Annotated in this window: 24 protein-coding genes; 11 read left to right on the top strand and 13 right to left on the bottom strand. The window is 42.5% G+C overall.

Annotation, left to right across the window (positions count from 1 at the left end; translation table 11 throughout):
* Positions 1 to 150 precede the first annotated feature (150 nt).
* Positions 151 to 1,128 carry a carbohydrate kinase gene (locus HWQ36_RS09830; RefSeq protein ID WP_292701272.1) on the top strand — a complete coding sequence of 326 codons (978 nt, stop codon included), beginning with the start codon at positions 151 to 153 and terminating at the stop codon, positions 1,126 to 1,128.
* Here HWQ36_RS09830 and HWQ36_RS09825 read toward each other — a convergent pair.
* Together HWQ36_RS09825 and HWQ36_RS09820 are read right to left on the bottom strand one after the other, a co-directional pair.
* Positions 1,125 to 1,889, bottom strand: coding sequence for an HIRAN domain-containing protein (locus tag HWQ36_RS09825; protein WP_292701270.1), 765 nt, complete (start codon positions 1,887 to 1,889; stop codon positions 1,125 to 1,127). The genes HWQ36_RS09830 and HWQ36_RS09825 overlap by 4 nt on opposite strands.
* Positions 1,890 to 1,938: 49 nt before the next feature.
* Positions 1,939 to 2,634 (bottom strand): polysaccharide deacetylase family protein, encoded by a 696-nt coding sequence (locus HWQ36_RS09820; protein WP_292701268.1) that lies wholly within the window; start codon positions 2,632 to 2,634, stop codon positions 1,939 to 1,941.
* 210 nt (positions 2,635 to 2,844) lie between these two features.
* Here HWQ36_RS09820 and HWQ36_RS09815 point away from each other — a divergent pair, with 210 nt between their 5' ends.
* From HWQ36_RS09815 to HWQ36_RS09805, 3 genes are all read left to right on the top strand, one after another.
* On the top strand, positions 2,845 to 3,687 hold the full coding sequence (locus tag HWQ36_RS09815) for an RnfABCDGE type electron transport complex subunit D (RefSeq protein ID WP_292701266.1): 843 nt from the start codon (positions 2,845 to 2,847) through the stop codon (positions 3,685 to 3,687).
* 20 nt (positions 3,688 to 3,707) lie between these two features.
* Positions 3,708 to 5,087: a DUF2330 domain-containing protein gene (locus HWQ36_RS09810; RefSeq protein WP_292701264.1), complete on the top strand. Its 1,380-nt coding sequence runs from the start codon at positions 3,708 to 3,710 to the stop codon at positions 5,085 to 5,087.
* A gap of 218 nt (positions 5,088 to 5,305) precedes the next feature.
* Entirely contained in the window at positions 5,306 to 5,956 is a 651-nt protein-coding gene (locus tag HWQ36_RS09805; protein ID WP_292701262.1) for a sigma-70 family RNA polymerase sigma factor, read from the top strand.
* A 291-nt stretch (positions 5,957 to 6,247) separates the two neighbouring features.
* Here the strand turns inward: HWQ36_RS09805 and HWQ36_RS09800 are convergent, their stop codons facing one another.
* Positions 6,248 to 7,186 carry an alpha/beta fold hydrolase gene (locus HWQ36_RS09800; protein ID WP_292701260.1) on the bottom strand — a complete coding sequence of 313 codons (939 nt, stop codon included), beginning with the start codon at positions 7,184 to 7,186 and terminating at the stop codon, positions 6,248 to 6,250.
* 600 nt (positions 7,187 to 7,786) lie between these two features.
* Between HWQ36_RS09800 and HWQ36_RS09795 the strand changes: the two genes are divergently transcribed.
* From HWQ36_RS09795 to HWQ36_RS09785, 3 genes are all read left to right on the top strand, one after another.
* Positions 7,787 to 7,939 (top strand): lmo0937 family membrane protein, encoded by a 153-nt coding sequence (locus HWQ36_RS09795; RefSeq protein ID WP_012410576.1) that lies wholly within the window; start codon positions 7,787 to 7,789, stop codon positions 7,937 to 7,939.
* 90 nt (positions 7,940 to 8,029) lie between these two features.
* On the top strand, positions 8,030 to 8,935 hold the full coding sequence (locus tag HWQ36_RS09790) for a shikimate dehydrogenase (RefSeq protein WP_292701258.1): 906 nt from the start codon (positions 8,030 to 8,032) through the stop codon (positions 8,933 to 8,935).
* Between the two features lie 333 nt (positions 8,936 to 9,268).
* Positions 9,269 to 10,471 (top strand): alpha/beta hydrolase, encoded by a 1,203-nt coding sequence (locus HWQ36_RS09785; protein WP_292701256.1) that lies wholly within the window; start codon positions 9,269 to 9,271, stop codon positions 10,469 to 10,471.
* Positions 10,472 to 10,714: 243 nt separating this feature from the next.
* Here HWQ36_RS09785 and HWQ36_RS09780 read toward each other — a convergent pair whose 3' ends face one another.
* The gene (locus HWQ36_RS09780; RefSeq protein WP_292701254.1) at positions 10,715 to 11,326 is read right to left on the bottom strand and encodes a hypothetical protein; all 612 of its coding nucleotides are present in this window, start codon (positions 11,324 to 11,326) and stop codon (positions 10,715 to 10,717) included.
* Between the two features lie 191 nt (positions 11,327 to 11,517).
* Here HWQ36_RS09780 and HWQ36_RS09775 point away from each other — a divergent pair, with 191 nt between their 5' ends.
* Complete coding sequence (locus HWQ36_RS09775; RefSeq protein ID WP_292701252.1) at positions 11,518 to 11,949, top strand: biotin carboxylase; 432 nt, start codon at positions 11,518 to 11,520, stop codon at positions 11,947 to 11,949.
* Positions 11,950 to 12,423: 474 nt separating this feature from the next.
* On the opposite strand, the gene HWQ36_RS09770 is transcribed toward HWQ36_RS09775, so the two are convergent.
* The 4 genes from HWQ36_RS09770 to upp form a co-directional block, all read right to left on the bottom strand.
* On the bottom strand, positions 12,424 to 13,224 hold the full coding sequence (locus HWQ36_RS09770) for an Rpn family recombination-promoting nuclease/putative transposase (RefSeq protein WP_292701250.1): 801 nt from the start codon (positions 13,222 to 13,224) through the stop codon (positions 12,424 to 12,426).
* Between the two features lie 113 nt (positions 13,225 to 13,337).
* Positions 13,338 to 13,589: a YggT family protein gene (locus HWQ36_RS09765; protein ID WP_292701248.1), complete on the bottom strand. Its 252-nt coding sequence runs from the start codon at positions 13,587 to 13,589 to the stop codon at positions 13,338 to 13,340.
* 128 nt (positions 13,590 to 13,717) lie between these two features.
* Positions 13,718 to 14,068 carry a hypothetical protein gene (locus HWQ36_RS09760; RefSeq protein WP_292701246.1) on the bottom strand — a complete coding sequence of 117 codons (351 nt, stop codon included), beginning with the start codon at positions 14,066 to 14,068 and terminating at the stop codon, positions 13,718 to 13,720.
* 77 nt (positions 14,069 to 14,145) lie between these two features.
* Complete coding sequence (gene upp, locus HWQ36_RS09755; protein ID WP_292701245.1) at positions 14,146 to 14,796, bottom strand: uracil phosphoribosyltransferase; 651 nt, start codon at positions 14,794 to 14,796, stop codon at positions 14,146 to 14,148.
* Positions 14,797 to 15,740: 944 nt separating this feature from the next.
* Between upp and crtH the strand changes: the two genes are divergently transcribed.
* Together crtH and HWQ36_RS09745 are read left to right on the top strand one after the other, a co-directional pair.
* Positions 15,741 to 17,234 (top strand): carotenoid isomerase, encoded by a 1,494-nt coding sequence (gene crtH, locus HWQ36_RS09750; RefSeq protein ID WP_292701244.1) that lies wholly within the window; start codon positions 15,741 to 15,743, stop codon positions 17,232 to 17,234.
* A 426-nt stretch (positions 17,235 to 17,660) separates the two neighbouring features.
* A complete protein-coding gene (locus HWQ36_RS09745) occupies positions 17,661 to 18,065 on the top strand; it encodes a hypothetical protein (RefSeq protein ID WP_292701242.1) in 405 nt (134 codons plus the stop codon).
* 211 nt (positions 18,066 to 18,276) lie between these two features.
* On the opposite strand, the gene HWQ36_RS09740 is transcribed toward HWQ36_RS09745, so the two are convergent.
* Positions 18,277 to 18,468 carry a hypothetical protein gene (locus HWQ36_RS09740; RefSeq protein WP_012410565.1) on the bottom strand — a complete coding sequence of 64 codons (192 nt, stop codon included), beginning with the start codon at positions 18,466 to 18,468 and terminating at the stop codon, positions 18,277 to 18,279.
* A 293-nt stretch (positions 18,469 to 18,761) separates the two neighbouring features.
* Positions 18,762 to 19,367: a DUF3318 domain-containing protein gene (locus HWQ36_RS09735; RefSeq protein WP_292701240.1), complete on the bottom strand. Its 606-nt coding sequence runs from the start codon at positions 19,365 to 19,367 to the stop codon at positions 18,762 to 18,764.
* 268 nt (positions 19,368 to 19,635) lie between these two features.
* Between HWQ36_RS09735 and HWQ36_RS09730 the strand changes: the two genes are divergently transcribed.
* On the top strand, positions 19,636 to 19,902 hold the full coding sequence (locus HWQ36_RS09730; protein ID WP_292701238.1) for a hypothetical protein: 267 nt from the start codon (positions 19,636 to 19,638) through the stop codon (positions 19,900 to 19,902).
* Positions 19,903 to 19,984: 82 nt separating this feature from the next.
* Here HWQ36_RS09730 and HWQ36_RS09725 read toward each other — a convergent pair whose 3' ends face one another.
* From HWQ36_RS09725 to HWQ36_RS09715, 3 genes are all read right to left on the bottom strand, one after another.
* The gene (locus HWQ36_RS09725; protein ID WP_292701236.1) at positions 19,985 to 21,637 is read right to left on the bottom strand and encodes an iron uptake porin; all 1,653 of its coding nucleotides are present in this window, start codon (positions 21,635 to 21,637) and stop codon (positions 19,985 to 19,987) included.
* A 132-nt stretch (positions 21,638 to 21,769) separates the two neighbouring features.
* Positions 21,770 to 22,399, bottom strand: coding sequence for a Crp/Fnr family transcriptional regulator (locus HWQ36_RS09720; protein ID WP_292701234.1), 630 nt, complete (start codon positions 22,397 to 22,399; stop codon positions 21,770 to 21,772).
* Between the two features lie 662 nt (positions 22,400 to 23,061).
* A complete protein-coding gene (locus HWQ36_RS09715; protein WP_292701232.1) occupies positions 23,062 to 24,309 on the bottom strand; it encodes a glycosyltransferase in 1,248 nt (415 codons plus the stop codon).
* Positions 24,310 to 24,418 lie beyond the last annotated feature (109 nt).

The following is a 24,418-nucleotide window of genomic DNA, read 5'->3' as shown; positions in this document are numbered from 1 at the left end:
TTGGCGATGATTAGAAGCATATAGATGTTATGGAGTAGTAAAAATTGCTATTTAATTCTATGAAGGACTGGCGACAAATTAGCAAAAATTGTTGTAGATTTTATACTGTAAATTCCTAATCCAAAATCGAAATCTAAAATCTAAAATGAAATGAGCAATTCCCGTGTTTTGTGCCTCGGTGAAATTTTGTTTGATTGTTTAGCCGATCAATTAGGGTTAAAGCTGGAAGAAGTGAAATCCTGGACTCCCTACCCAGGAGGGGCACCGGCTAACGTAGCCTGTGCTTTAGTGAAGCTGGGGACGACAGCAGGATTTATCGGAGCCGTTGGTGAAGATGAAGCAGGAAATGCACTGGTCAAGCTATTACAAGATGTAGGTGTAGAGACGACGGGGATACAACGCCATCCCACAGCACCAACGCGGCAAGTTTATGTTACACGGGATCTGGCTGGCGATCGCACCTTCGCCGGATTTGGTCAGTATGACACCGCAGAATTTGCCGATACTCGCCTGCAAGCCAAACAATTACCAGATGCGCTGTTTCAAGAGGCAGATTTTCTGGTTTTGGGTACTTTGGAATTAGCCTATCCTGAAAGTGAACAGGCAATTTACCGCGCCCTAGAGTTAGCAGAACATTACGATCTGAAGATTGTCTTAGATGTCAATTGGCGGCCTGTATTTTGGGACGAGCCAAACATCGCTCATCAAAAAATTCCAGAATTATTTAAGCGAGTCGATTTTCTCAAACTCTCCAAAGAAGAAGCTGAATGGTTATTTGAAACCGCAGATCCGGGAGCCATTACTTACCGCTTGGCTTCAATTGAAGGAGTACTCGTAACAGATGGCGAAAACGGTTGTACATACTGTCTGGGCGAAAACGAAGGCAAATTACCTGCCTTTTCCATCCCGGTAGTTGATACCACTGGTGCAGGGGATAGCTTTTTGGCAGGATTCATCCACCAGTTGAGTCAGTACGGCATCCACAGCTTGCGGGATGCTGAAACCGCAAAACGCATCGTCACTTATGCCAGTGCTGTTGGGGCACTGACTACTATTAAACCAGGTGCGATCGCTTCTCAACCAACAACTGTTGAAGTTGAAGCTTTTCTAGCCTCACATCAACTCTAGGAACTAGCATAACTAGCAGGAATATCAGCTACTAAAGGCTGATACTCCGGGCTAGAAAATGGACGAAAATTATTATGCCATTCTGCGGTCATATTGCACAATAAACGTAGTTGGAGAGGAGTCGGTGCTGGATTAACGCGCTCAACATGTACTTTTACAAGTTCAGGATTTTTGCTCTTGAGTTTAAAAACATCATCCACAATATACCGAGGACAATAACCTACGATGTGATGATCCTCAGTACATAAAAGCAATGCACGCGGATCATGGGGATTTTGAAATTCGTTAGCTAAATATAAAAGTTCACCCATTTGTAATTGACTAATCCGTTCTATTGCACAAGCGGGAAAGTGTCGCACTCCGTGTGCAAAAAAATGGATATGGTATAAACTATTTTCATCTGGTTCTGGACAGGGAAAAACTTCAAAATTATCCGTTACCTTGCGTCCACCACTCTGAGAAAGGATGGTAACTGGATCGTCTTCACCTTCAGGAATATTTAAATATTCAATATAATTTTTGTAATCAGGGCGAGAGCGTCGCATTAACCGATTAGAAAATAAAGGGAAAAGTTCAACCGATGTGTATACCTTGTTCAAGTCTGGGAAAGAATACAATAGCTGAAACCTGTGCTGAACTTGAGCTTTTACAGCACCATGCGTATACACAAATTGATATTTTTTACCGTCAAATGTTAAGCGACCAATGGGAAGCCAAGCCCGACTTTTAGGATCTTGCCAAGCTAAAAAAAGTGTTTTCATAATTTATGAAAAAGCCTGATTTAGAGCTAATTATTAACTTTATCTATCCTTAAATGTCTAACAATGAATGGTTAGTCTTAGTTTGCTGCCACAGAGTATCAACAGTCACAAACTCATAACCTTGTTGTAGCAGTTGCGGAATGAGAATTTGAATTGTGGCAGCAACATCTTGTCCACCACAAGCACCATCATGCAAGACAATTAGTGAACCATTTTTGACCTGCTGCATAATTCGCTGTACTACAGTGGTTATACCTGGTCGTACCCAATCTTCTGGTACAACGCTCCACATAACTGAACGGTAATTCCACTGAGAAAAAATTTTTAAAGTAGCAGGTGTAAATAAACCATTGGGGGGACGGACATCCCGCACTTGTTCAGGTTGTAGGTTGCAGGCATTGTAGATGGCAACTTGGGTTTTTTCTAAACTGTCCTTCAATTCATTGAGGGAAAGCATGGGAAAAGAGCGATGATCGTAGCCATGCAATCCGATCCAGTGGCCGCGATCGCTAACAGCTTTGGCGATCGCTGGTGAACGGTTAACGCAAACACCCAACCAAAAAAAACTGGCTGTAATGTTGTAGCGATCCAATACTGCCAAAACTTCGGGTGTGTATTGAGGATGGGGCCCATCATCAAAGGTGAGTGCGATCGCTTTAGTATGGGGATTTCCACCCCAAAGGCAATTGGGAAAACTCGGTTGGAGAATGCGATAGAAAATTGGGAACAGAGGAGCTAGCTGCATTTGCGTTTATCTGCTGCTGACAATTTTTGATAGATTTGCTTGCGAAACTGCGATATCTGCACTTCTGGCAATCAACAATAAGTTCTTAAATGGTAATTTACATCTGGTAAGTCAGTCTTTGTAACAAAATCTGTAACAGCATTACTATTTGAGCTAACACTCGTCTAGATTGATGAGAAATCTACGGGTAATCCCGGAATTGAAGGATTAATGTTGCTCAAAGATATACGAGATTATCAAATTCTATTTCTCGGCTTGTTCTTAGTATTGGGAATCGGTACAAGAGATTGGACGCTGCGACCAGAGTTCATTGGGGTAGCGATCGCCACAAGTCTCGCAACCCAATGGATATTGTCATTAGTTACTGGCAAAGAACAAATGGCAAATCTCCGCAGTGCTTTAATTACCTCTCTAGGACTGGGACTGCTATTGCGGGCTGATCATTGGACGACAATGGCAATAGCCGCAGCAATTGCGATCGCAAGCAAATTTATCTTCCAAGTCGGCGATAAGCATTTCTTTAACCCCACCAATTTTGGCATCATATCTGCCTTGATTTTGACCCCCGATGCTTGGGTTTCGCCGGGACAGTGGGGTGAAGAGTGGTGGTATGGGCTATTATTTGCCGGCACTGGCGGCATGATTTTACAGCGCGTTGGTCGCTGGGACACCACAGCAGCTTTTTTAGGTTCCTACTCCTTGCTAGAGGCGATTCGCAATCTCTGGCTGGGTTGGACTTGGGATGTTTACTGGCATCGATTGATGAGCGGGTCTTTGCTGCTGTTCGCCCTATTTATGATTACAGATCCGCGATCGATCCCCAATTCTCGAATTGGGCGTGTAGTTTGGGCAATCTGCATCGCCGGATTAACTTTTATCCTGCGGAATTATTTCTTTATTTCCACAGCAGTTTTCTGGGCGCTGTTTGCCCTTGCGCCATTGACCATCCTAATAGATGTTTTCTGGTTAGCGCCAAGGTTTGTTTGGCAAGAGGGGGATGAGGGAGTAGGGGAAGCAGGAGTAGAGACGCGATTAATCGCGTCTCATTACTAAAAAAATAGAGGTATAAAATAATGAAGTTTTTTCGACTTTTAACGCCATTATTGTTGGCAATTGTAGCTGTTTTGTGCTTTGCACCAGCAGCTTGGGCATTTTGTGGATTTTATGTAGCTAAAGCTGATACAAAACTGTATAACAAAGCTTCTCAGGTGGTGATAGCGCGAGATAGCGATCGCACCGTCCTAACAATGGCAAACGATTTTCAAGGCGAAGTCAAAGATTTTGCAATGGTAGTACCAGTACCAACGGTGCTGCAAAAAGAACAAGTCCGCGTCACTGAAACCAAGATTATTGAACGCTTAGATGCCTTTAGTGCGCCGCGATTGGTAGAATATTTTGATCCAGATCCTTGTCTGGCAATAAATAATAGCGCTGAGATGGATGCAGCACCAGCGCCAGCAGGAGCGATAAGTGAGGCGAGGAGAGCAAGGGGCGATGCTAGTTTGGGTGTAACAGTCGAAGCACGTTTCAACGTCGGCGAATACGACATCCTGATCCTTAGTGCTAAAGAATCTGGCGGACTAGAAACTTGGCTCAAACGCAATGGCTACAAAATCCCCAGAGGTGCGAAACAGTTACTAAAACCCTACATCCGCTCCTCAATGAAATTCTTTGTTGCCAAAGTCAACTTAGATAAATTCGAGAAATCTGGCTACCAGTTCCTTCGTCCGCTACAAATTTCCTATAAGTCACCCAAGTTCATGCTGCCAATTCGTTTAGGCATGATTAATGCCACGACAGAGCAGGATTTGATTGTCTACATCCTCTCACCCCAAGGACAGGCAGAAATCACTAACTATCGGACAGTGAAAATCCCCTCCGACACAAACGTTCCCTTGTTTGTCAAAGATGAATTTGGTGACTTCTACAAATCAATGTTTCAAACTGCCTACACCAAAGAAGACAAGAAAGTTGGTTTTTTAGAATACGCTTGGAATATGGGTAGTTGCGATCCCTGTTCTGCCGATCCTCTAACCCCAGATGAGCTTAAGCAAGCAGGCGTATTTTGGCTAGATGATAATTCTGAAAGTAATGTGCCAGTATCTCCAAGCTTTCGTCGTCCCTTTCCGAGAAATAGCGTCTTCATCTCCCGATTGCATGTCCGCTACACCCGCGACAAATTTCCTGAAGACTTGATATTCCAACAAACTGCTAACAGTGAATTTTTCCAAGGGCGTTATGTTTTGCAACATCCGTTCCAAGGAGAACTAAAATGTCAGGCGGGTAGAAAATATAAGCAGTCTTTGCCCAAGCGTTTTGAACAAGAGGCGCAAACTCTGGCTAAACTCACTAACTGGAAGATTCAAGACATTCGCAACAAAATGAAACTGAGCGTTGGCAATCTGACATATTCCTGGTGGGAAAATTTATTTTCTTGGCTCGGATTATATTGAGGAAAGTGGGCATGGGGCACTTGTACTGCCCTTCGACTACGCTCAGGAACCGCGAAGCCCAATTCCCCATGCCCAATGCCCAATGCCCAATGCCCAATGCCCAATGCCCAATGCCCCATGCCCAATCCCCAGTTCCCAATATCTTGACGAAAGGTAATTTTTTGTGGCGTTGTTATACGCAATACTAAGATATTCTTGCTTTCTGCCTCAAGATTGTCATGGTTCAATTCGATGAACAGCTACGCCGCTTAGTTACCGAAGCCTGTGGACACCCACTTGGAAGTCCTCAGCGTCAGAAGCTGCTCACGCAAATTATTCGCTTGACAGCAAATAGACTCTGGAGGGAAAATACTCCCTACTATCAAGATGCACTACAACAAACTTGGTTGTATTTCTGCCGCAATGTTTGTGATGGCTTGACTGGTCAAATCTATGACCCCAACTATGGGAGCATCATCACCTGGCTAAATGCTTACCTAAAACGGAGACTACAAGACTTTTACATTAACCAGAACCGAGAACAAGCCACAACAATGCCTCTTCGGGTTCGTCAGTCTACATCGGGTGGAACAAGTGAAACAATTGATCCTGTAGATAACCTCCCAGCTAGCCCCCAGGCACCTCCTATTCTAGAAGAATTGGAGACATGGGCTAAGACAGATTCTGACGGAGAACTGCGCCGTACTTGTATTAAAGGGCGACCAGATGTAAATTGTCAGGTGTTAATTCTTAAACGCCTACCCCCGGAAGTTAGCTGGAAAGAATTATCTGAGGAGTTTGACTTGTCAATTCCGACATTAAGCAGTTTTTATCAGCGCCAGTGTATATCGCGTCTGCGTAAATTCGCTGAATCGGAGGGATTGTTTTAAACAAAGAAGAAAAGCAGCCATTTCGTTGCAAACTTTCCCAAATATAAAAAGACCTCTCCCTGGTTTGACTATCCAAAATCTATCCTTCTCCAAGTCGGAGAGGGACAGACCTTTATAGCGGTTCTCAGTTGAGTGCAATACAGACCTAACCCCCAGCCCCTTCCCTACTAGCGTTGGGGAGCAAGATTCAAAGCCTCTCTCCTCTTAGGAGAGAGGTTTGGAGAGAGGTCAAACTGTATTGCATCCAAACGAAAACCGCTATATAAAGTTCAAGACAGTGAGAGGTTAATATTAATTGTTGATAGACAAAACCCAATCGCCAAAAAGTTGATTTACTCTATCGGGTACTTCATCATGGGGACAATGACCGGCTGTTAAGAAGTGTTCTGTGAGTTCAGGATAATATTGACGAAATTTTTGGGAACGTTCTCTAGCATTCATCCAAGGGTCAGCTTCTCCCCACAACATTAATAGAGGACAAGTTAATTGCTTTAGTAGCACATCAACTTTTTCCCCTTGAGGAGTGCTAAAGACTGAAACAAACACATCCAACGCACCAGGATCGTAAGCAGGGCGAGAAATTTCTTCTATTAATTGGTCTGTAATAGCACTCTTATCAAGATAAACTTTTTCTAGAGTTTGGCGAATTACCCAACGTTGACGCACGTACTGAAATAACAAAAACTGGGCTAAAGGTTGTTGAAAAATCCACTTAGTGCCATCACCAAGAAGTTTTTGCAAAGTAGCCGTTTGTTTTGGAGCCTGAATTTCTGATTGTAAAGCTTCAGGCTCAGATGTCGGCTGGCTTTCGCTAAAAGGCCCAGCACTATTGAGTAAGACTAAACCAGCCGCACTGTCAGGACGTTGTGCTGCAACACACAAGCCAGCGTAACCACCAAGAGAATTACCCGCTAATACTGCTTTTTGACCAATTACTTCACTAATAAAATCATGGAGTTGGTCGCGCCACAAGTCGCCACTGTACTGCAATTTTGGTTTTGCCGATCGCCCAAATCCCAAAAGATCGATCGCAAATACTTCAAAATCTTGACACAATCCTGTGATATTCTTGCGCCAGTGGTCTGTGGAAGCACCAAATCCATGTACCAAAAGCAACGGCGGACGTTGCGATTGCTTGTTTCCCGCACGCACATAGTAAACGTTGTGCCCGCGCCACTGCCAATATTTACCAGGAATTGTGGTTGTAGAGGGGGCTGTAGTTGCCTGCATGATTCAAAGAATTGTTAAGTAGCTTTAATAATTGTAGTGTAGAGCAGAGGGTTAGCTTTTGACCCTTGAGCCTTGACCTGAGAAGAAAAGGATACAAGCCTCTAAAATTATTTATTAAACAGAATTCAGGAGTCAGAATTCAGTATGAATTTTGTGCGACTGGCGGATAGCGTAGCGTAAAGCCTTCTCTTCGAGAGGCTGCGCCAACGGCATGGCTTCGCTTAGAGCGAGTATTCGTTCGCTTTTAGCGTCTCGTAGAGAGCGTCTGAATAAACGGGTTTAAGACCCCAACCAAATTTTCAATTTGGTGGTCAACAAGAAAGTGGCGGGTCTGAATCCCCCACTAAAAGATTGGTGAATTCTGACTTCTGAATTCTTGTTCAAGGGGATTGTAATTTTGAAGTTTGAATTTTGAAAGTGCTGCTCCTGTATGGCATAAGTATATAAATCTAGCTATTCAAAAATAATAAATGCTTTCAAATTACTTCTTAAGAAAGATGATTTAAATTTCCGAATCTATCTTAAGGCAAATAGGATAAAACTCAAGTTAGACGATATAATATCTGAACAAATAAAAATCACCTTACTAAAAGTAAATATATGTTAGGTATACTTTGGGGTATTGTTGTTGTACTGGTTGCTTTTTGGGCATTAGGATTAGTACTTCATATTGCTGGAAATTTAATTCATGCAGTATTACTTATAGCTATTGCACTTGCCATTTACAATTTTTTCAAAGCCCGTGATGTGTGAGAATTGGGTAAATATGTAGTGATAATAAAAACTGGAATCCTTGCTTTAGAAGAATTGAGCAGGGAAAAATCACTACTGATTTATTGACAAATGGCAAATGACAAATTGATTACGGGTAAAACCAAACTGCTAGGGGTAATTGGACATCCGGTGGAACATTCGCTGTCGCCAGCAATGCATAATGCTGCGTTAGCGCAACTCGTCGTAGACATCGCGAATTTAGGATTAGATTATGTTTATCTTCCCTTTCCCATCGCACCAGAGAATTTAGAAGTAGCGATCGCAGGCTTTGCCGCTATTGGTGTTGTCGGCTTTAATGTTACAATCCCCCACAAACAGGCAATCATGCCCCTGCTCTCAGAAATTACCCCTCTTGCTCAAACTATAGGGGCAGTCAATACAGTTAGCCGCCAAAATAATCAATGGGTGGGGACAAACACAGATATAGAAGGATTTATCGCCCCATTGCAGACAACCTATAAGCAAGATTGGAGTCAGAAGGTAGCAGTAATTTTAGGCAATGGTGGCGCAGCTAGGGCAGTTGTAGTAGGTTGTCACCAACTAGGTTTTGCGAAAATTCATGTTGTTGGGCGGAATGTGCAGAGATTACAAGAATTCCGCGATAGTTGGAGCAATTCACCCATAGCTGAAAATTTGCAAGTTCATCAATGGGAGGAACTTTCAAAGCTAATTCCCCAAGCTAATCTACTGGTAAACACAACCCCCATAGGGATGTATCCCAAGGTTGATGAGTCGCCTTTGAGTGGAGAGGAAATAGCGAATTTACCAACAGGTGCGATCGCTTACGATTTAATATATATACCTAAACCGACGCAATTTCTAGAGCAAGCTCAAAAACAAGGTGCAATTGCGATCGATGGCTTAGAAATGCTAGTCCAACAAGGGGTAGCAGCATTAAAAATTTGGTTACAGCAGGAAAATATACCTGTAGAAGTGATGCGCCAAGCTTTGCAAAAGCATTTGGGTTTAAGTTGATAGAAAAATAATTACCTTGAGCTAAGTAAGTCGGCGAGAAAATTCAATATAGATGAAGAAATATAAATTAGCTGTAGGGTGTGTTATGCCGTAGGTTAACGCACCTTAGATTACTGGCGGTGCGGCGCTTGGCGACAACACACCCTACATTTAAATTTTTGGCGTTGCTGAATTAAGGGATGATTCTTGTGGGGTGGGCATCCTGCCCGCCCGGAAATACAAGGGACGCTCATGTTGCCTATCCCGCAAATATGCAACGCCAAATTTCTTAACATAGCTGAAAATATTAGTACCGACTTACTGAGATTGTCTTTATTGATAGCATTTTGATTTATGTTTCCCAAACCCAAAATAGTTTTTTCATGGTTTGTATTATTACTAAGTTTTGCAAGTCTATTTCTTAGTTCTTGGATTATTCTTCCGGCTCCAAATATGTCTTTACTCACCCTAGCAGTGGGAGCGCCAGAAGTCAGTCCTTGGTTATTGTTATTAAATTCACTCTCTTTATTGCTTTCTTTTTTCTGCATCCGTCGCTATAAAATACGGCGTTTATCTTCCATTTTCAGTTCAATAGGATTGCTACTTTGTGCATGGGTGCTAACGAATATCCCATTAACTCAAATGCAGATGGATAAAGCAATGAAGCAAGGTTTGGGAACAGACTATCTAGAGCAAATTCCAGTCCAAGTAAGGGCTAAAATGCAAACCCATCCCTTTGATTTAGTTAATTTCTTTCGGGGTATTGCATTAGGTAAAACCCGTTATCAAAAAGATATTCTTTTTGCTTCTCCTGCGGGAGTGCCTTTAAAAATGGAAGTTTACCAACCCCCACAGGTAGGGAAATATCCAGCAGTGGTAATAATTTATGGTGGAGCTTGGCAATATGGAAACCCTCATGCCAATTCTGAGTTTAATCAATATATCGCTCATCAGGGATATACGGTATTTTCCATCGACTATCGACACGCACCTAAATATCAGTTTCCAACTCAGTTAGATGACGTGCGTACAGCCTTAAATTTTATTCGCAAAAATGCAGCAACTTATGAAGCCGATCCAGAACGCATGGTAATTATAGGACGTTCTGCGGGAGCGCATCTAGCAATGCTAGCGGTTTATCAACCAGATGCACCGCCCATTCGGGCTGTAATTAACTATTACGGGCCTGTTAACTTGACTGAGGGATACAAAACGCCACCAATTCCCGATCCTATCAACACCCGCGCTGTTTTAAAAGCATTTCTCGGTGGTTCATTACAAGAATTGCCTAATCAGTATCAAATTGCTTCACCGATAAATTATTTAACGCACCCTTTACCACCAACTTTATTAATTTACGGCAGTCGTGACCATTTGGTGGAAGCGCGATTTGGCAGACAGATGTACGAAAGTTTACATAACTCTGGTAATACTGCGGTTTTTTTACAAATTCCTTGGGCAGAACACGCTTTTGATGCAGTTTTCAATGGTGTGAGCAATCAATTAGCGTTGTATCATACCGAGAGGTTTTTGGCTTGGGCGTTGTTTAAGCAATAATTTCATCAACATACAGCAGCCAATAGGGTTCGGTTAGGGTTTTTTGATGAAAATTCTAAATCACAAAGACGCGATAAATCGCCGTCTCTACAATAATCAATCCTTCGTCTTGACGGCGATTTATCGCATCTCTTGGCTTAACCGAACCGTATTGATATAGCAGCAATCAGAGCATAAAGGCTCAATTAGATTTATTCCCAACTCCTGTACAGACGCGATTAATCGCGTTTCTCCAAACTCTCACTATTTCTGCGGCCAACGCCAGTTATAGCGATTCCATTCGTAGATTCCTTGAATTTCATACTCAGCGCCGTTAAAGAAGCGGACGACGCAGTTAGTAGAGGAATCATCACCGTTGCTAATTTCCTCGACCTTAATCACCATACAAGGAAACCATTCGCGCTTACAAGGCCCATCTTTTTGCACCCATTCCCATAGTGCATTGGAAACTTCAATGCGATCGCCTACTCTTAACTTTAGTGCATCCTCAAAATAAGAATACTTATCAAAATGGCATGACTCAACACGATTCAACCACTGTAAACCATAGCGTTCTCGGATAAATTGTACTGTTCCAGAGTCATTTTCTCGCAGCCAGTCGTTGAGCAATTGTACTTTCCAAGTGCGGTTGCGTTGTTCTTCATCCTTAACAAACTGTAAAAATGCTTCTAACTCCTCTGGTGTAAGTTCGTCTAAAGGATTAGCAATATCTGATGCCCTAGAGGTAGAATTTCCCTGAATTTGCTCGACCACTTGCAGTAATATCTTTTTCTGCGTGTCAGTGAGAGGACAGCTTGCTGCATCACAATCATTAAAGGCTGCGAGCATAGATGCTTCAATCTCATCTGGAGTCATAAGTTAATCGCAATTGAGGGTTTATTTCCCTAATTATTACCTTTCTAGAGTGGGTAGGGGAGTTTTGACGATTCCTCTGCGGATATCCCATGAATTCTACCTCTTCTAAAGTCTTCAATCTCGTTGTAGTTAAATTCAGGTAAGCTGAGGTTATAAGTTACATATTTTTGGATTAAGTCACGGGGTATTGTATGCGGTTGCGGTCACTCACGGTCGTTTTTATTTCCTGTCTCATCGCCTTTCTATCGTGGGTGATTACTCCCCCTGCTATAGCGTTGACACAGATTAGATTATTTGATGTTTCTTATAAAGATTGTCCACCAGAACTTGCACAAGGGGCTGTTATCAGTAGTGGTAGTGCGGCTGCTAATTGTTTTATGGTCATTGGCAAAGCAGAAAATAGCACTAATAAAACAGTCTACGACGCAGATATTTTTGGACGTATCTACGATGCCAACAATGACTCAGTGATGCAAAACCGGACTCGCTTAGGTTCTATTCCTGAAGTACCAACAGGTATTAGCGATTTTGAACTGAGAATTACTGTACCTGCAAATCAACCTACTCCGTTGAAGCTGAAGCAGTTTAAGGCTGCTGGTTTTAGTGGTCAAGTGCGTAGGTAATAAACTTTAACTTTTCCCTCTATAAGTTCCGCACTTTATCCAAAGATTCAGTGTCGGGATGAATAGTGGACAAATAAAAATAGTCCCTTCACAGAATGTAGTGTGTAGCGATGCTCCTTCCATTAGTAAAATACTACTTTAGAGGTTGTTTGAAAAGTGGTTGGCTGTGATTTTAGGCACTTATTGATCCCCCCTAGCCCCCCTTAAGAAAGGGGGAAGAGTCAAAGTCCCCCTTCTTTAAGGGGAGCCACTGCGGGAACAGGGGTCTCCCCCGCCGCAGGATGCGCGTAAAGCCAACTCTTAGAGACGCTCTTGCTAGCTTGCTTCCACGAAGTGGTACGGCATAGATTCGCTTAACGCAAAGCGTCTCCAAGAGTTGCGCTGTAGTGAAGCAAGTGGCGTGGATTTAGGGGGATCTCAAAGTATTTGCTACCGAGAAAAAGACTTTTCAAACATCCTCTTAGGAGAAGTTCTCTAATTAAGAGATTTCCTGATGATTTCAACGTCTAATTCTAATAATTCTGCTATTTCCTGAATACTTAGCCCTTTTTGTACTAATTTAGTTACTAGCTCTAGCTTTACTTCTTCTTTTGCTTCTTGTTTTACTTCTTCTTTTGCTTCTTCTTTTGCTTCTTGATAAACTCTGGTTTGTTTTAGCAAATTTAAATTCAGCATAGTTTCTATCTCCTCTCTGTTAGAATTGGGAAACTTGTAAACAATAATCTCTTCTATAAATTCTAAAACTTTTCTTTGGGTGAGAACATCGGCTAATTCCAATCTAGCTTTGTCAATTAACTGTTTAGCAAGTTCTGGGGCTTTATTGTTAGTTTCTACAACCAATCGTACAATTCCTACACCCAGAGATTCTTCGGCTACTACCTCAAGTTCATCCAAATAAAAGCAGCGTAAATGAGGCTCTAACAAGGCGTGATAACGCAAAGGACAGGATATTTCATTACTGTGCTTATCATAAATAACTATTGCATACCACTCAGAAGTGACTGGTTTATATTGAGAAAAGTAAAGGAAAATACTTGTAAATAGACGGTCATAAAATTCTTCATCTTTGTAAAATTGAACTTCTACAAAATAAAGCGGTTCATTACCAAATCCTTCTAGAGGAGAAAATACTCCATCTAAACGAAAAGAACGTTGTTTAATTTCTGGTGCAATAAACTTATAAGCATTGGTATTAGTATTAGATTGACCAATAAGATCAAATAAAATACTAGGAAATTCTTGAAATATATCGTAGAATATAGCGTCAGTTTTCAATTATCGCATCCATGATTATCCTTATTAGCCTTGACTTTATATAAGTCTGAGCTGGTTAGCCCAGACCTAAAATTCATTAGTTAAACATGGAGCAAACTGCAAATTCTGTGTTATCAGATGGATTGCAGACCACCACCTACTACTTGAAGCAGTATGATCGCTAGCATTGCGGAAAAATCCATACCGCCTAAAGGGGGAATGATTGAGCGGAACAGATTAAGATAAGGATCGGTTATCTGGCTCAAAGTGGTAAAGGGTTGGTTGTACCAGTTGATATTGGGGAACCAGGTCAATAAAACCCGAATAATTAGCAAAACGGTATAAATCTGGATGAAACTGGCCAGAGTGTTAATCAGAAGGTACATGGATTTGTTGGTTTCCTACTAAGTGTCAAACGCGGTCTATCTTTTAATTTTAATTTAGTCCAAAGTCAAAAGTGTTTGCGTATTTCACATTTACCACACTTGACACTTTCACCACGCCTGAACAAACCTCACGAATCTTTAGTCAGGGCGCGGTCATTGGTTGCTTGGGGTGAATCGCTAACATTTCCGAGTTGCTTTCGCACATCATCAATTGTGGCATTTAGCTGGGCAATTTTATCTTCTAGCGATCGCCTAGCCGTTTCTATGCCGATGCTGTCACTCTCTGAGGCTTTCATCTGACGGCGCTTTGCTGCTATTTTCCTAGCTTCGACTTGGCTATCTGTCAGTTCTACCTCGTCGTCTGCTACCAATTCGGAATTGCGTCGAGAAGCAATTAGTGCGCCGATAACACCGCCAAATACGCCACCGACAAAGGCCCCTGCTAAAAAACCACTGCTAAAACCATCTCGTTGACTCATATCTTTACCGCCTTCAACAAACCTTGCAACTTTTACAGTAGTTATGCTATCTTCATCCGCCCTAGCTGCATACTAGCTTAAGTCCCAAATGTGCGATCGCCTGCATCTCCTAATCCCGGTACAATAAACCCCTTACTGTCCAGTTTTTCGTCAATAGTAGCGGTGTAAACTATTAAACCTGGATAAGCTTCACTCAATTTTTGCAAAGCTGGTGGAGCCGCCACTACGCAAACAATCCGGGTCAGGGACGGGTCAGCGCCCCGTTGTGTTAATTCTGCCATTGTAGCCATAATCGACCCTCCTGTTGCCAACATGGGATCGGTAATTAACACTCGTGTTTGAGGGGCAAATTTTTCTGGCAACTTGTTCAGATAACAATGAGGTTGCAGTGTTTCTTCATCTCGCGCCAAGCCAAGATGGTAAATCGATGCCAAAGGTAATAAAGTCTGCGCTCCTTCAAGTAATCCTAGTCCAGCCCGCAGAATCGGTACTACTGCTACTGGTATTTGCGGATCGATCACAGTTGCTTGACAGGTATCCAAAGGAGTCTGCACTGCTGTTTCTTGGGTCGGCAACCAGTCTCGCGCAGCTTCATAAGTCAGCCATCTTCCCAACTCAGTCATGGCGCTGCGAAATAATACTGAAGGCGTGCCTGCATCACGGGCGACTGCCAGCCAGTGTTTGATCAGGGGATGGGGTGGAACATAAACGCGCAATTGTAGCGTCATAGCCAGAAATAGGCGACTTTTTATTGTACAAGAACTGAAACACCATAATACTCTTTCCTGCATCCGGCTGACCAAAAGGCAGGGGAGCAGGGGGCAGGGGGCAGGGGGGAAAAAGTCTGGAATTCCCCAGCAATCAAGGGTTTCAATCCTCTAAATTTATTTATGCTCAAAACACAAACATTTATAGCGCTTCTCAGTTGAGTCCAATACAGACCTAACCCCCAGCCCCTTCCCTTGTAGGGAAGGGGAGTAAGATTCAAAGCCTCTCTCCTTTTAGGAGAGAGGTTTGGAGAGAGGTCAAAGTGTATTGCATACAAACGAGAACCGCTATATTACTCTCCGAGAAGCCGCTACGCGTCTACCAGACGCAACGCACGGGGTTTATACGTCCTGATTTCAAGACCCTAAACTTATTAATGAGGTTCTCCCCCTTGCTAGAAAGCTTCCTGCCCTTTTTCCTCTTCGTTGACAGCTAAAATTAATCCTCTCAAATTTATTGATAAAGTTTTTCATTAGTAGTTGACATCTATTCTCAATCAAGGCTATATTATTATCCAGTGTTCTCCTCTCTTTTAAGGATCGGCAGACGGGATTAGTCAGCAGTAGCAGGCTCGTCCCTCTTTTTTTTGATTGGTCACTTGTACTGAGCGTAGTCGAAGTATTGGTCATTGGTCACTTGTACTGAGCGACTTGTGCCGAGCGAAGTCGAGGTAAGTCGAAGTATTGGTCATTGGTAAATAATGCGATGTGCAACTTATTCTTAAAACCCCGCTTCCATTCCTCTCTCCGCTTCGGGGAGAGGCTTTAAGTCTTGCTCCCCAACGCTACAAGGGTTGGGGTTGGGGGTTAGGTTTGAGAGAAAGTTGCACACCGCGTTAAATATTGATTGACTCTAGGCAAAGAACAAGGGACAAATGACAAGGGACAAATGACAAAGGACAAAAATGGAAGATATTGATGCGATCGTGATTGGATCTGGTATTGGCGGGTTAGTAACAGCGACCCAACTAGCGGCGAAGGGAGCGAAAGTGCTGGTGCTGGAACGTTATTTGATTCCAGGTGGCAGCGCTGGTTATTTTGAACGCCAAGGCTATCGATTTGATGTTGGCGCATCGATGATTTTTGGGCTGGGACAAAACGGCACTACAAACTTACTCACCCGCGCTTTGGCAGCTGTGAATGTTAGCCAAAATGCGATCGCAGATCCAGTACAGATTCACTATCATCTACCCCAAGGCTTAGACCTGAAGGTTGACCGGGTTTATGAAAAATTTTTGCAAAATCTTATTGCTCATTTTCCCCATGAAGAAAAAGGGATTCGTCGCTTTTATGACGAATGCCAAAAAGTATTTAAGTGTCTTAACAGCATGGATTTACTGTCGCTGGAAGAACCTCGGTATTTACTGCGGGTATTTTTCCAGCGTCCTTTGGCGTGTCTCGGTTTAGTTAAGTATCTGCCCCAAAATGCCGGGGATTTTGCCAGACGCTACATCAAAGATTCCGAACTATTGAAATTTATCGATATGGAATGTTATTGCTGGTCGGTGGTTCCGTCAGACATGACACCAATGATTAATGCTGGGATGGTCTTTTCTGACAGGCATTATGGCGGAGTTAACTATCCAAAAGGTGGAGTGGGACAAATTGCCCAAAAACTGGTAGAAGGTCTAGAGAAAGCTGGGGGTAAGATTCAGTACCAAGCTAGAGTCACGAAAATCCTCACAGAAAAGGGAAAAGCGGTAGGTGTGCAACTGGCTAATGGTAAAGTATATCGGGGTAAACGCATAGTTTCTAATGCCACACGCTGGGATACGTTCGAGCAACTACTACCAGCAGAAGAAATGCCACTTAATGAGAAAAATTGGCAACAAAATTATCAAAAATCTCCAAGCTTCTTGAGTTTACATATAGGGGTAAAAGAGTCAGTTTTACCTGCGGGGACAGAGTGCCACCATATTTTGCTGGAAGGTTGGGAAAAGATGACAGCAGCAGAAGGGACAATTTTTGTTTCGATTCCCACATTGCTTGACCCAGATTTAGCACCAAGTGGATATCACATCATTCATGCCTTCACGCCTCATTGGATTGATGATTGGCAAGAACTTTCTCCGAGTGAGTACGAAGCGAAGAAAGAAGAGGCGGCTGGGCGAATTATTGATCGCCTAGAGAAGATTTTTCCAGGTTTAGATGCCGGGTTAGATTATCTAGAGGTAGGCACACCCCGCACCCATCGCCGCTTTTTGGGTCGTCAGGATGGCACTTATGGGCCAATTCCTCGGCGTAAGTTGCGGGGGTTATTGAAGATGCCCTTTAATCGCACAGCCATTCCAGGACTTTATTGTGTTGGGGATAGTACCTTTCCTGGTCAGGGATTGAATGCAGTAGCTTTCTCTGGGTTTGCTTGCGCCCACCGGATTGCTGTAGATTTAGGATTTTAGTGCGATCGCAACACTTGGCTACTAAACTGAGAGAATTAAATATTAACCCCGACGAATTAGTTTGATTATTTTGGCAACTACCTTTAGATAGATAGGGTAAACCCTATGCGGCTGCTCGTCAAAAATCACTTGCTAGTAATGGAAAAATAAAACTTTACATCCAAAAAATCTGAAATACATCTTTGATTAATTTTGTCAATGTGTAATCTCTAGTATCAGCTAATAAATTAGCAAGACCCTCTCAGGGCTTAGTATATATTCATGCTTTCAGTAGATGCAGTTATGACTTGATAAATGCGACTATATATATGTTCTCGAACAATAAATAGTTGCTGTGTTGTTAAGATAAAAAATCTGATTTTATCCTCCACTAGTAACTTTGGTTTTTAGCCAATTGATTGTTTGATGTTTTGAGAAGGTAACACAATGAATAAAATCCTAAAACGCACACTTCTACCCAGCCTCATGGCTGCAAGTTTAGCTGGTGTAACTTTGGTTCCTGCTAAACCGGCTGCTGCTGATGACCAAGTACTAAGAGATGCAGGTATTGGTGCTGTCACCAACGTCGTCACCGGAGCCGTTAGGGGAAATGGTAGTGTATTAGGCAATGCTGTCAAAGGTGGTGTCACCGGTGCAGCCGTCAATGGGGCAAATGGTCTGAGAAAGACTCGCAATCGCCGTCACCGGAACATTGGTCAAGATGTCGGAGTCGGTGCAGGTGCTAGCGCAGTGACTGGCGTAGTGACTGGCGATAGTAGAGATACTCTTGGGAATGCTGTTGATGGTGCAGCTGTAGGTGCAGCAATCCATCTACTCACCAATGGCAAATAATTCGCAAATTCATCAGCGAAGATACTTTCCAATTGTTAACAGGTTTCACTTGTAAACACTACGAAATTATTCCTCCCCTAATTCCTATTTTTTCAGGATGAGCAAATACAACCCCCTTTCCCCACTCTAGGGAAAGGGGGTTGGTGGGTTAGATTTATATTGGATATATGCCACCGTCAGATTTAGATAACGTTAGACTTAATAGTGAACTCTAACCCTTCAACGCTTTTCTAAAGTTTCGACGATAGGATTGATTCGTAATAAACAAAGCTGGCCATAGCAAAGATAAACCAATGCGATTGGTCAAAGTTGGATTAAAATTAGTCCGTCCAAACCCATTCCAAAACTTCCAAACGCCACCTCCGTAAACCCCTATCAAGCCAATAACAATTAAAGTACCCATTCCTATCAACTCCGTTAGTAACTGACAGAATTTAAGTTAAGTTTTACCACACTAGTACAGTACGGCGGAAATAAACAGACCATTTGAAATGTCTAAAACCCTTACGCAACGGTAATTACGAATTACGAATTACGAATTACGAATTACGCGAAGCGGTACTAGGTAAGCACTTGATAAAAAAGTATAAATTAAGCTTAGATAAGACCAAAATCTCATCTAATTTTAGATGTTGTGGGAGCGATCGCGGTCAAAAACCCATATATTGCTACAAATGGGTAGCAGAGACATTTATTCTACTTATCATAGCTTTCTGGTATACCCACTGGTGATAAACCTGCGATCACTCTGAGATTTTGGCAACGAATCAACTCAGTAAAATTTAAACCAGAACCCCCTTCAATTTTTGCTACCCCTTCAATGGCAGATAACAGGTGCTGCGCTGCTTCAGATTCTGAATAACCGCGCCGTTGTGCGATGCGAATTGCTGCTGCATCGGCATTTAACTCTGACTCTTGAGATTTATTAGTGCGCCAGATCCGAAAAGCAGCGATCGCACTTAATCCCCCAGCTATGGCTACACCTACCACATCTGACTGCGATGCTTCTAATAAGCCGCCTAACATCCCCACCAGCACCACGCCTTGATAAATATCGGGTTTAAACCACTTCACCCCCGTCAACCAGCTAACCATCTGTAACATCAGTAAGTCTCGTTGCGGCTTTGCTAGGCGATGCCACAAATCGAAATTAATATATATCGGTCGCGTCTGATTCCAGGGTTGGGGAAAGGACGCATCAATCACTTTTGCCTGTTCCGGTTTGCTAACGATTTTTGTCGTCATCCGACCAGAAGCAGGCATTACATCTAATAAACGGCGAATTTCAACATTTGGCTCCATAAATTTAATTATTAGCCATAATGTGCATAGTAATTATTTTAGTTACCATTTGTGTTAACCTTTGATTTGTGAGATGCTATCCCAGTCTTTCTAAATGGTTATTCTATTAATGAAAATATCTGTAAATGGCTATTTATAAATAGTTCAGACAAAGCCATAAGAATATTGATTAAGCAGTTCGATAGTGTGGCGGGATTTTATAGTATCCGTTTGCCCCCAAGTTCAAAACCTCAAAGTTTTGGATAACCATTGATATTACTGTAACCACATGGACGCTTTTGCTATCCTCCCGCCTGAATGGACGAATCAGGCAATACACGCTTATGAATTTTGCTGTCCTAATTGTCACTCAACTAGCCGAGAAGCTGAAAAAGTTTGGCTAAATCGGCGATCGCCTGTACTTACAGAAGACCGTCGTCGCAAGTGGCAAGAGTTCTATTATTGCCACTGTGGTACTGTGTGGTGGGCTTGGAGTAGCGATCGCCCCCCTAAAGATAAAGATATATCCAATCAGCCAGATTATAATCCTACATAGCTGATTTTTTTCCTGAACAAAAGCCCACCTCAAGGCGGGCTTTTATTTATCTAATTCTGAGCTTTATTTGCGATCGCCAATTTTAGAAGGTGAAGGTAGTACGCAGAGTACCTACATAGATGGTATCGTTAGCGTCGTTGTGTTCAGGATTGAAGATTACCAACAAGCCAGGCGTGACCTGAATATTATCGGAAACCTTGAACTTGTAAAGCCCCTCTAAGTGATAAGAGGTATCGGTGTCTAAGTTATTAACTGTTTTGATGCTGCCACCAGTAACTTTAGGTGGTTGACCAAAGATAACACCTAAGACGTTGCCTTCTCCACCGAAATCTTTCAGAGCTAGCGCTCCAGCCCAGTACCAAAGGTCTGCATCTCTACCAATATTAGCACCACTTCTAGCATCAGCAGTTGTGTAACCTCCCCAACCACTAATAGCCAACTTAGAGCCAAGTTGGAATGTCGCTTCTACACCGTAGTTGTTAGATTCAGTCCGAGTACCAGTCCCAAAGGGATTATTGGCAAAGGCGCTACCTGTACCTTGGAAGAGGCTGTTGGCAGCATTGCCTGCGAAGTAACTACGGGCGTAGGTCAGACCAATATTGAAGGCTTTGGTGGGTTTGAAAGTCAATTGACCGAAGATGGTATTATCACCATCAAACAGACCGTTGCTAAGGCCGGGATTATTAGCACCAAAAACACCATTACCAGTTGAAGGTGCTAAATAAGCACCAGTCAAGCTAATAGCTTCGTTAGGATTGAAAGTAACAGTCAAGCCAGCACCATTTTGACCTTGACGGTAGATGGGGCTGAAACGTCCATAACGAGAGAGAGCGCCCTTACCAGAACTGCTAAAGTCGGGGTTGAAGGCGTTGACGTTCTCCCATAACTCACCTCCACTAGCGTCAATTTTGACACGCACTGCGTCAGTAAAGTTGAAAGCATAGTTGATTTTATCTATGCTAACGCTGTTGTCCGCAGTACCCACATCATAGCCCAAGCGGGTCATGTTAGTACCGGTCACACCACTATTATTGACGATATTTCCAGCAGTCAACCGGATTTGCAGTTGGTCTTTACCAGTGAAACTGCTGTACAAGTTCAAACGCACCCGGTCAGAGAAAACAGTGTTGCTGTTTAAGTCGGGATTATTATTAGGGTTGGCATCCGTATCAGCCCTATTTCCACCAAAAACATCAGACACGTTGAAAATTGCTTCCCCAACCAATTTGGTGGTAGTGGAGAACTGATTGGCTTCAAGTTCAGAAGTGCGGGCTTCTAATCCATCCACACGACCGCGCAGAGTTGCTAGTTCAGCAGAATATTCTTCTTGTAAGCGCTGTAAAGTAGCTAAATCTTGTTTGCTGACCAAATCGGCAGTAGCTGTGGCAATCAGTTCGTTAACCCGATCTAAACAGGCATTCAAACCTGCGGCAAATTCATAACGGGTCAAAGCACGGTTCCCACGATAGGTACTGTTGGGATAACCTGCAATACAGCCGTAGCGCTCAACTAAGGATTGTAAAGCTTGGAATGCCCAATCTGTGGGTTGCACATCTGAAAATTGCGAAACTGATGTTACCTGACTCATCTCATTAGAGTCTTGAGCTTCAGATAACTGGCCAACATTTGTTACTTGTTCGTTTACTTCAGCAGCTAGAGCGCTATTAGCAACCAAAAATGTTGCTGCTACAACAAATGGACTAACCTTAAAAAGATTCCAGAATCGTTTTGCCATGTTTTTACTCTCACTCACACCTAAATAACCCGACCACTGTAAAACGCTTATAACACTTTACTTTCGGGGATTCTACACATAATCACAGACACGATTATACATTACATTCTGTGAATTTTACAAGCAATTCAGCTAACATACTGCTGAACCATAATTTTTAATTAGTTTATTTGGTAAACGCAAAATAATGCGGCGTTTGTGACGTAAAACTGTTCCTTCTTCCTCCAATTGCTGTAAGAGCCGGGTAACTGTTACTCGCGTGGTATTTAATACTTCAGCAATATCTTGATGGGTAACATTTAAATCAATTAGCTTGCCCTTATCTACATCACGTCCAAATTTTTCACTTAACCACACCAAAAATTGCCATAAGCGTAGCGAAATTGGTTTTCGATGCACAATACTTAATAGATCCTCTGCCTGTTGAATATGGGACAACAAAGCATTAATATCCTGATGCCATAAATGAGGCGGTACAATGCTTACTTCTACGCCTGTGAGACATTCAATTTGGTAGGGCTTGACTCTAGATAAAGGATAGCCAATCAGATCCCCTAATCCCCAATAACCGAGAGTGATGAATGTTCCGTCTTCACCCCACGTTAAGGTACGAACTGCACCGTATTCAATACGCCAAAGTACGTCATTTTGAAGTGGAATTACTTCCCTACGGGTAAATATCTGCTGGGGTAATTGTCCGCTTAAAGCAGAGTTATTTAATACAGCAGAAGAGTTTGAAGTAGGAGTTGTGGAATATATCATTAACCGTAACTACATAATTATCAGGGAATCTTGATATTTAAAATGCTTAAGAAACTCTAATAATTTGTATTAATCAAAATCTATCTGTGTATTTAATAGGTGTATTCTTCCCAATGAGAGCTACAGACTAGCCCAAAATCTTTTTTATTGATAACAACTTCTAGCTTTAGGTATCTATGAGTTAAGTAGATCCTAATTCTTTTCGTTTGTTTATCTGTTACTTTAATTGTGCAAGTTTAAGAACAGGTAAGCTTTTAGTAAAATATTTAGTTAACTTATTTTTATTGAGCAAGTTTTCAACCAAAAAGGTGGGTTTCTCTCGTTTCCATACTCCGTGCGGGAACAAGCAAAGCCTGATCGAGCTAGGCATTTAAGACTTGTGTGTACACCGTAGGTATGTACTGGGGAGGGAAAGAGATTTCTGATTTCCCCCTTTTATGGGACTGACAAATAAAAAAACATTCCCAATTTTCTTGTAGGATAGTTGTCTGCACTAAGTGCCGCTACGCGAATACCCGTCCCATATTCAGGGCGGGCAGGATGCCCACCCCACAAGATCGATAATTTATTTCTTGTCAATGCCTATAAGCTAATACGCTTGAGTTGAGGCTATGCTGAGATTTAAGTTCGTTCTAAAGGCAAAAATCAAAATCTCGTTGTGATTATTTTACTTCGGTGACGCGCCAGCTAAGTTTCAAATTAATCCAGAAATTCCAGATAGTAGCAACTGCGATCGCAATAAAGTTGGCAATATAACGGTTATGAATAAGAAAATTGAATACCAAATTTAATACCAGTACATTCAATACCAATCCAGCAAGGCAAATAGCGTTGAACTTCAAAAACCGCTTCAGGCGTTGATGCCATTCTTGCTGTCTGGCGCTGATATCAGCAAATGTCCAAGCGTCATTCCAGAAGAAATTATTTAAAATCGCAATTTCACCAGCGATAATTTTACTACGTGTCAGGGGCCAAGCCAAGGTAGTGGGATCGCTGAGTAAATAAAGAATTGTCATATCCACAAATACCCCACTCAGTCCTACTAAGCCAAAGCGGAGAAATCGACCAATGGGGAAACCCGTTTGTTGAGTGAGTTTTTGTTTTTTATTACCTCCCGATAGCCGTAACCTTACTAAGTGGTGAATGTAATCTATGTATTGTTTCCATGTAACTTTGCTTTCACCCTCTTTGCGCTCACAAAATACATATCCAACTTCGGCAACTTCATCTACCTGTCCCCGTCCGATTACTTCTAAGAGAATTTTGTATCCTACCGGATTGAGTGTTGCATTAGCGATCGCACTTCGGCGCACCATAAAATAACCACTCATGGGATCGGAAACTCTGCCCAATACTCCCGGTAAAATAACCAAGCCTAATAATTGAGCGCCACGAGACAATAAACGCCTGATAACACTCCAGCTACTAACACCGCCTCCATCGACATGACGACTAGCTACTGCCAAATCCGCCCCCTGCTCAACATTACGCAACAGTTGCATCAGCACCTCTGGCGGATGCTGCAAATCTCCATCAATCACCCCTAACACACTTCCCGTTGCTGCTTGCCACCCACGAATCACTGCCGAAGACAGCCCCCGTTCTTGTTCGCGTCGCATCACCCGCAGCTGAGGGTATTCTGTTGTCAGGGATTGTGCTATCTCCCAAGTTCGGTCTGGGCTATTATCGTCTACCACAATTAGTTCATAGTTTCCTGGAATTGATTCATCGAGCAACCGACTCAATATACTGACCACATTTTGGATGTTGTCACGCTCTTTATAAGTAGGAATTACTAGAGATAGATGGATAGATTCACCATTTATACCCACACTATGAGGGGGTAACTCTGAAATCTTTAGTGGGCCTGTTGGTACTGGTAACAGCGAGTTGGATGAGTTTTTATTCATAATTTCACATTTATCTGTAAAGACTAAAGGAAATAGATTTGAACATCTGCGCACTTTATTGACTGAACCTGGTTATTGTTACAGTTAGATGTTCTGAAAAGTTTGACAT

This window comes from Nostoc sp. NMS2, assembly GCF_017115105.1.
In the GTDB taxonomy this organism is placed as follows: domain Bacteria; phylum Cyanobacteriota; class Cyanobacteriia; order Cyanobacteriales; family Nostocaceae; genus Nostoc.
This window is presented reverse-complemented; position numbering and strand designations above follow the sequence as displayed.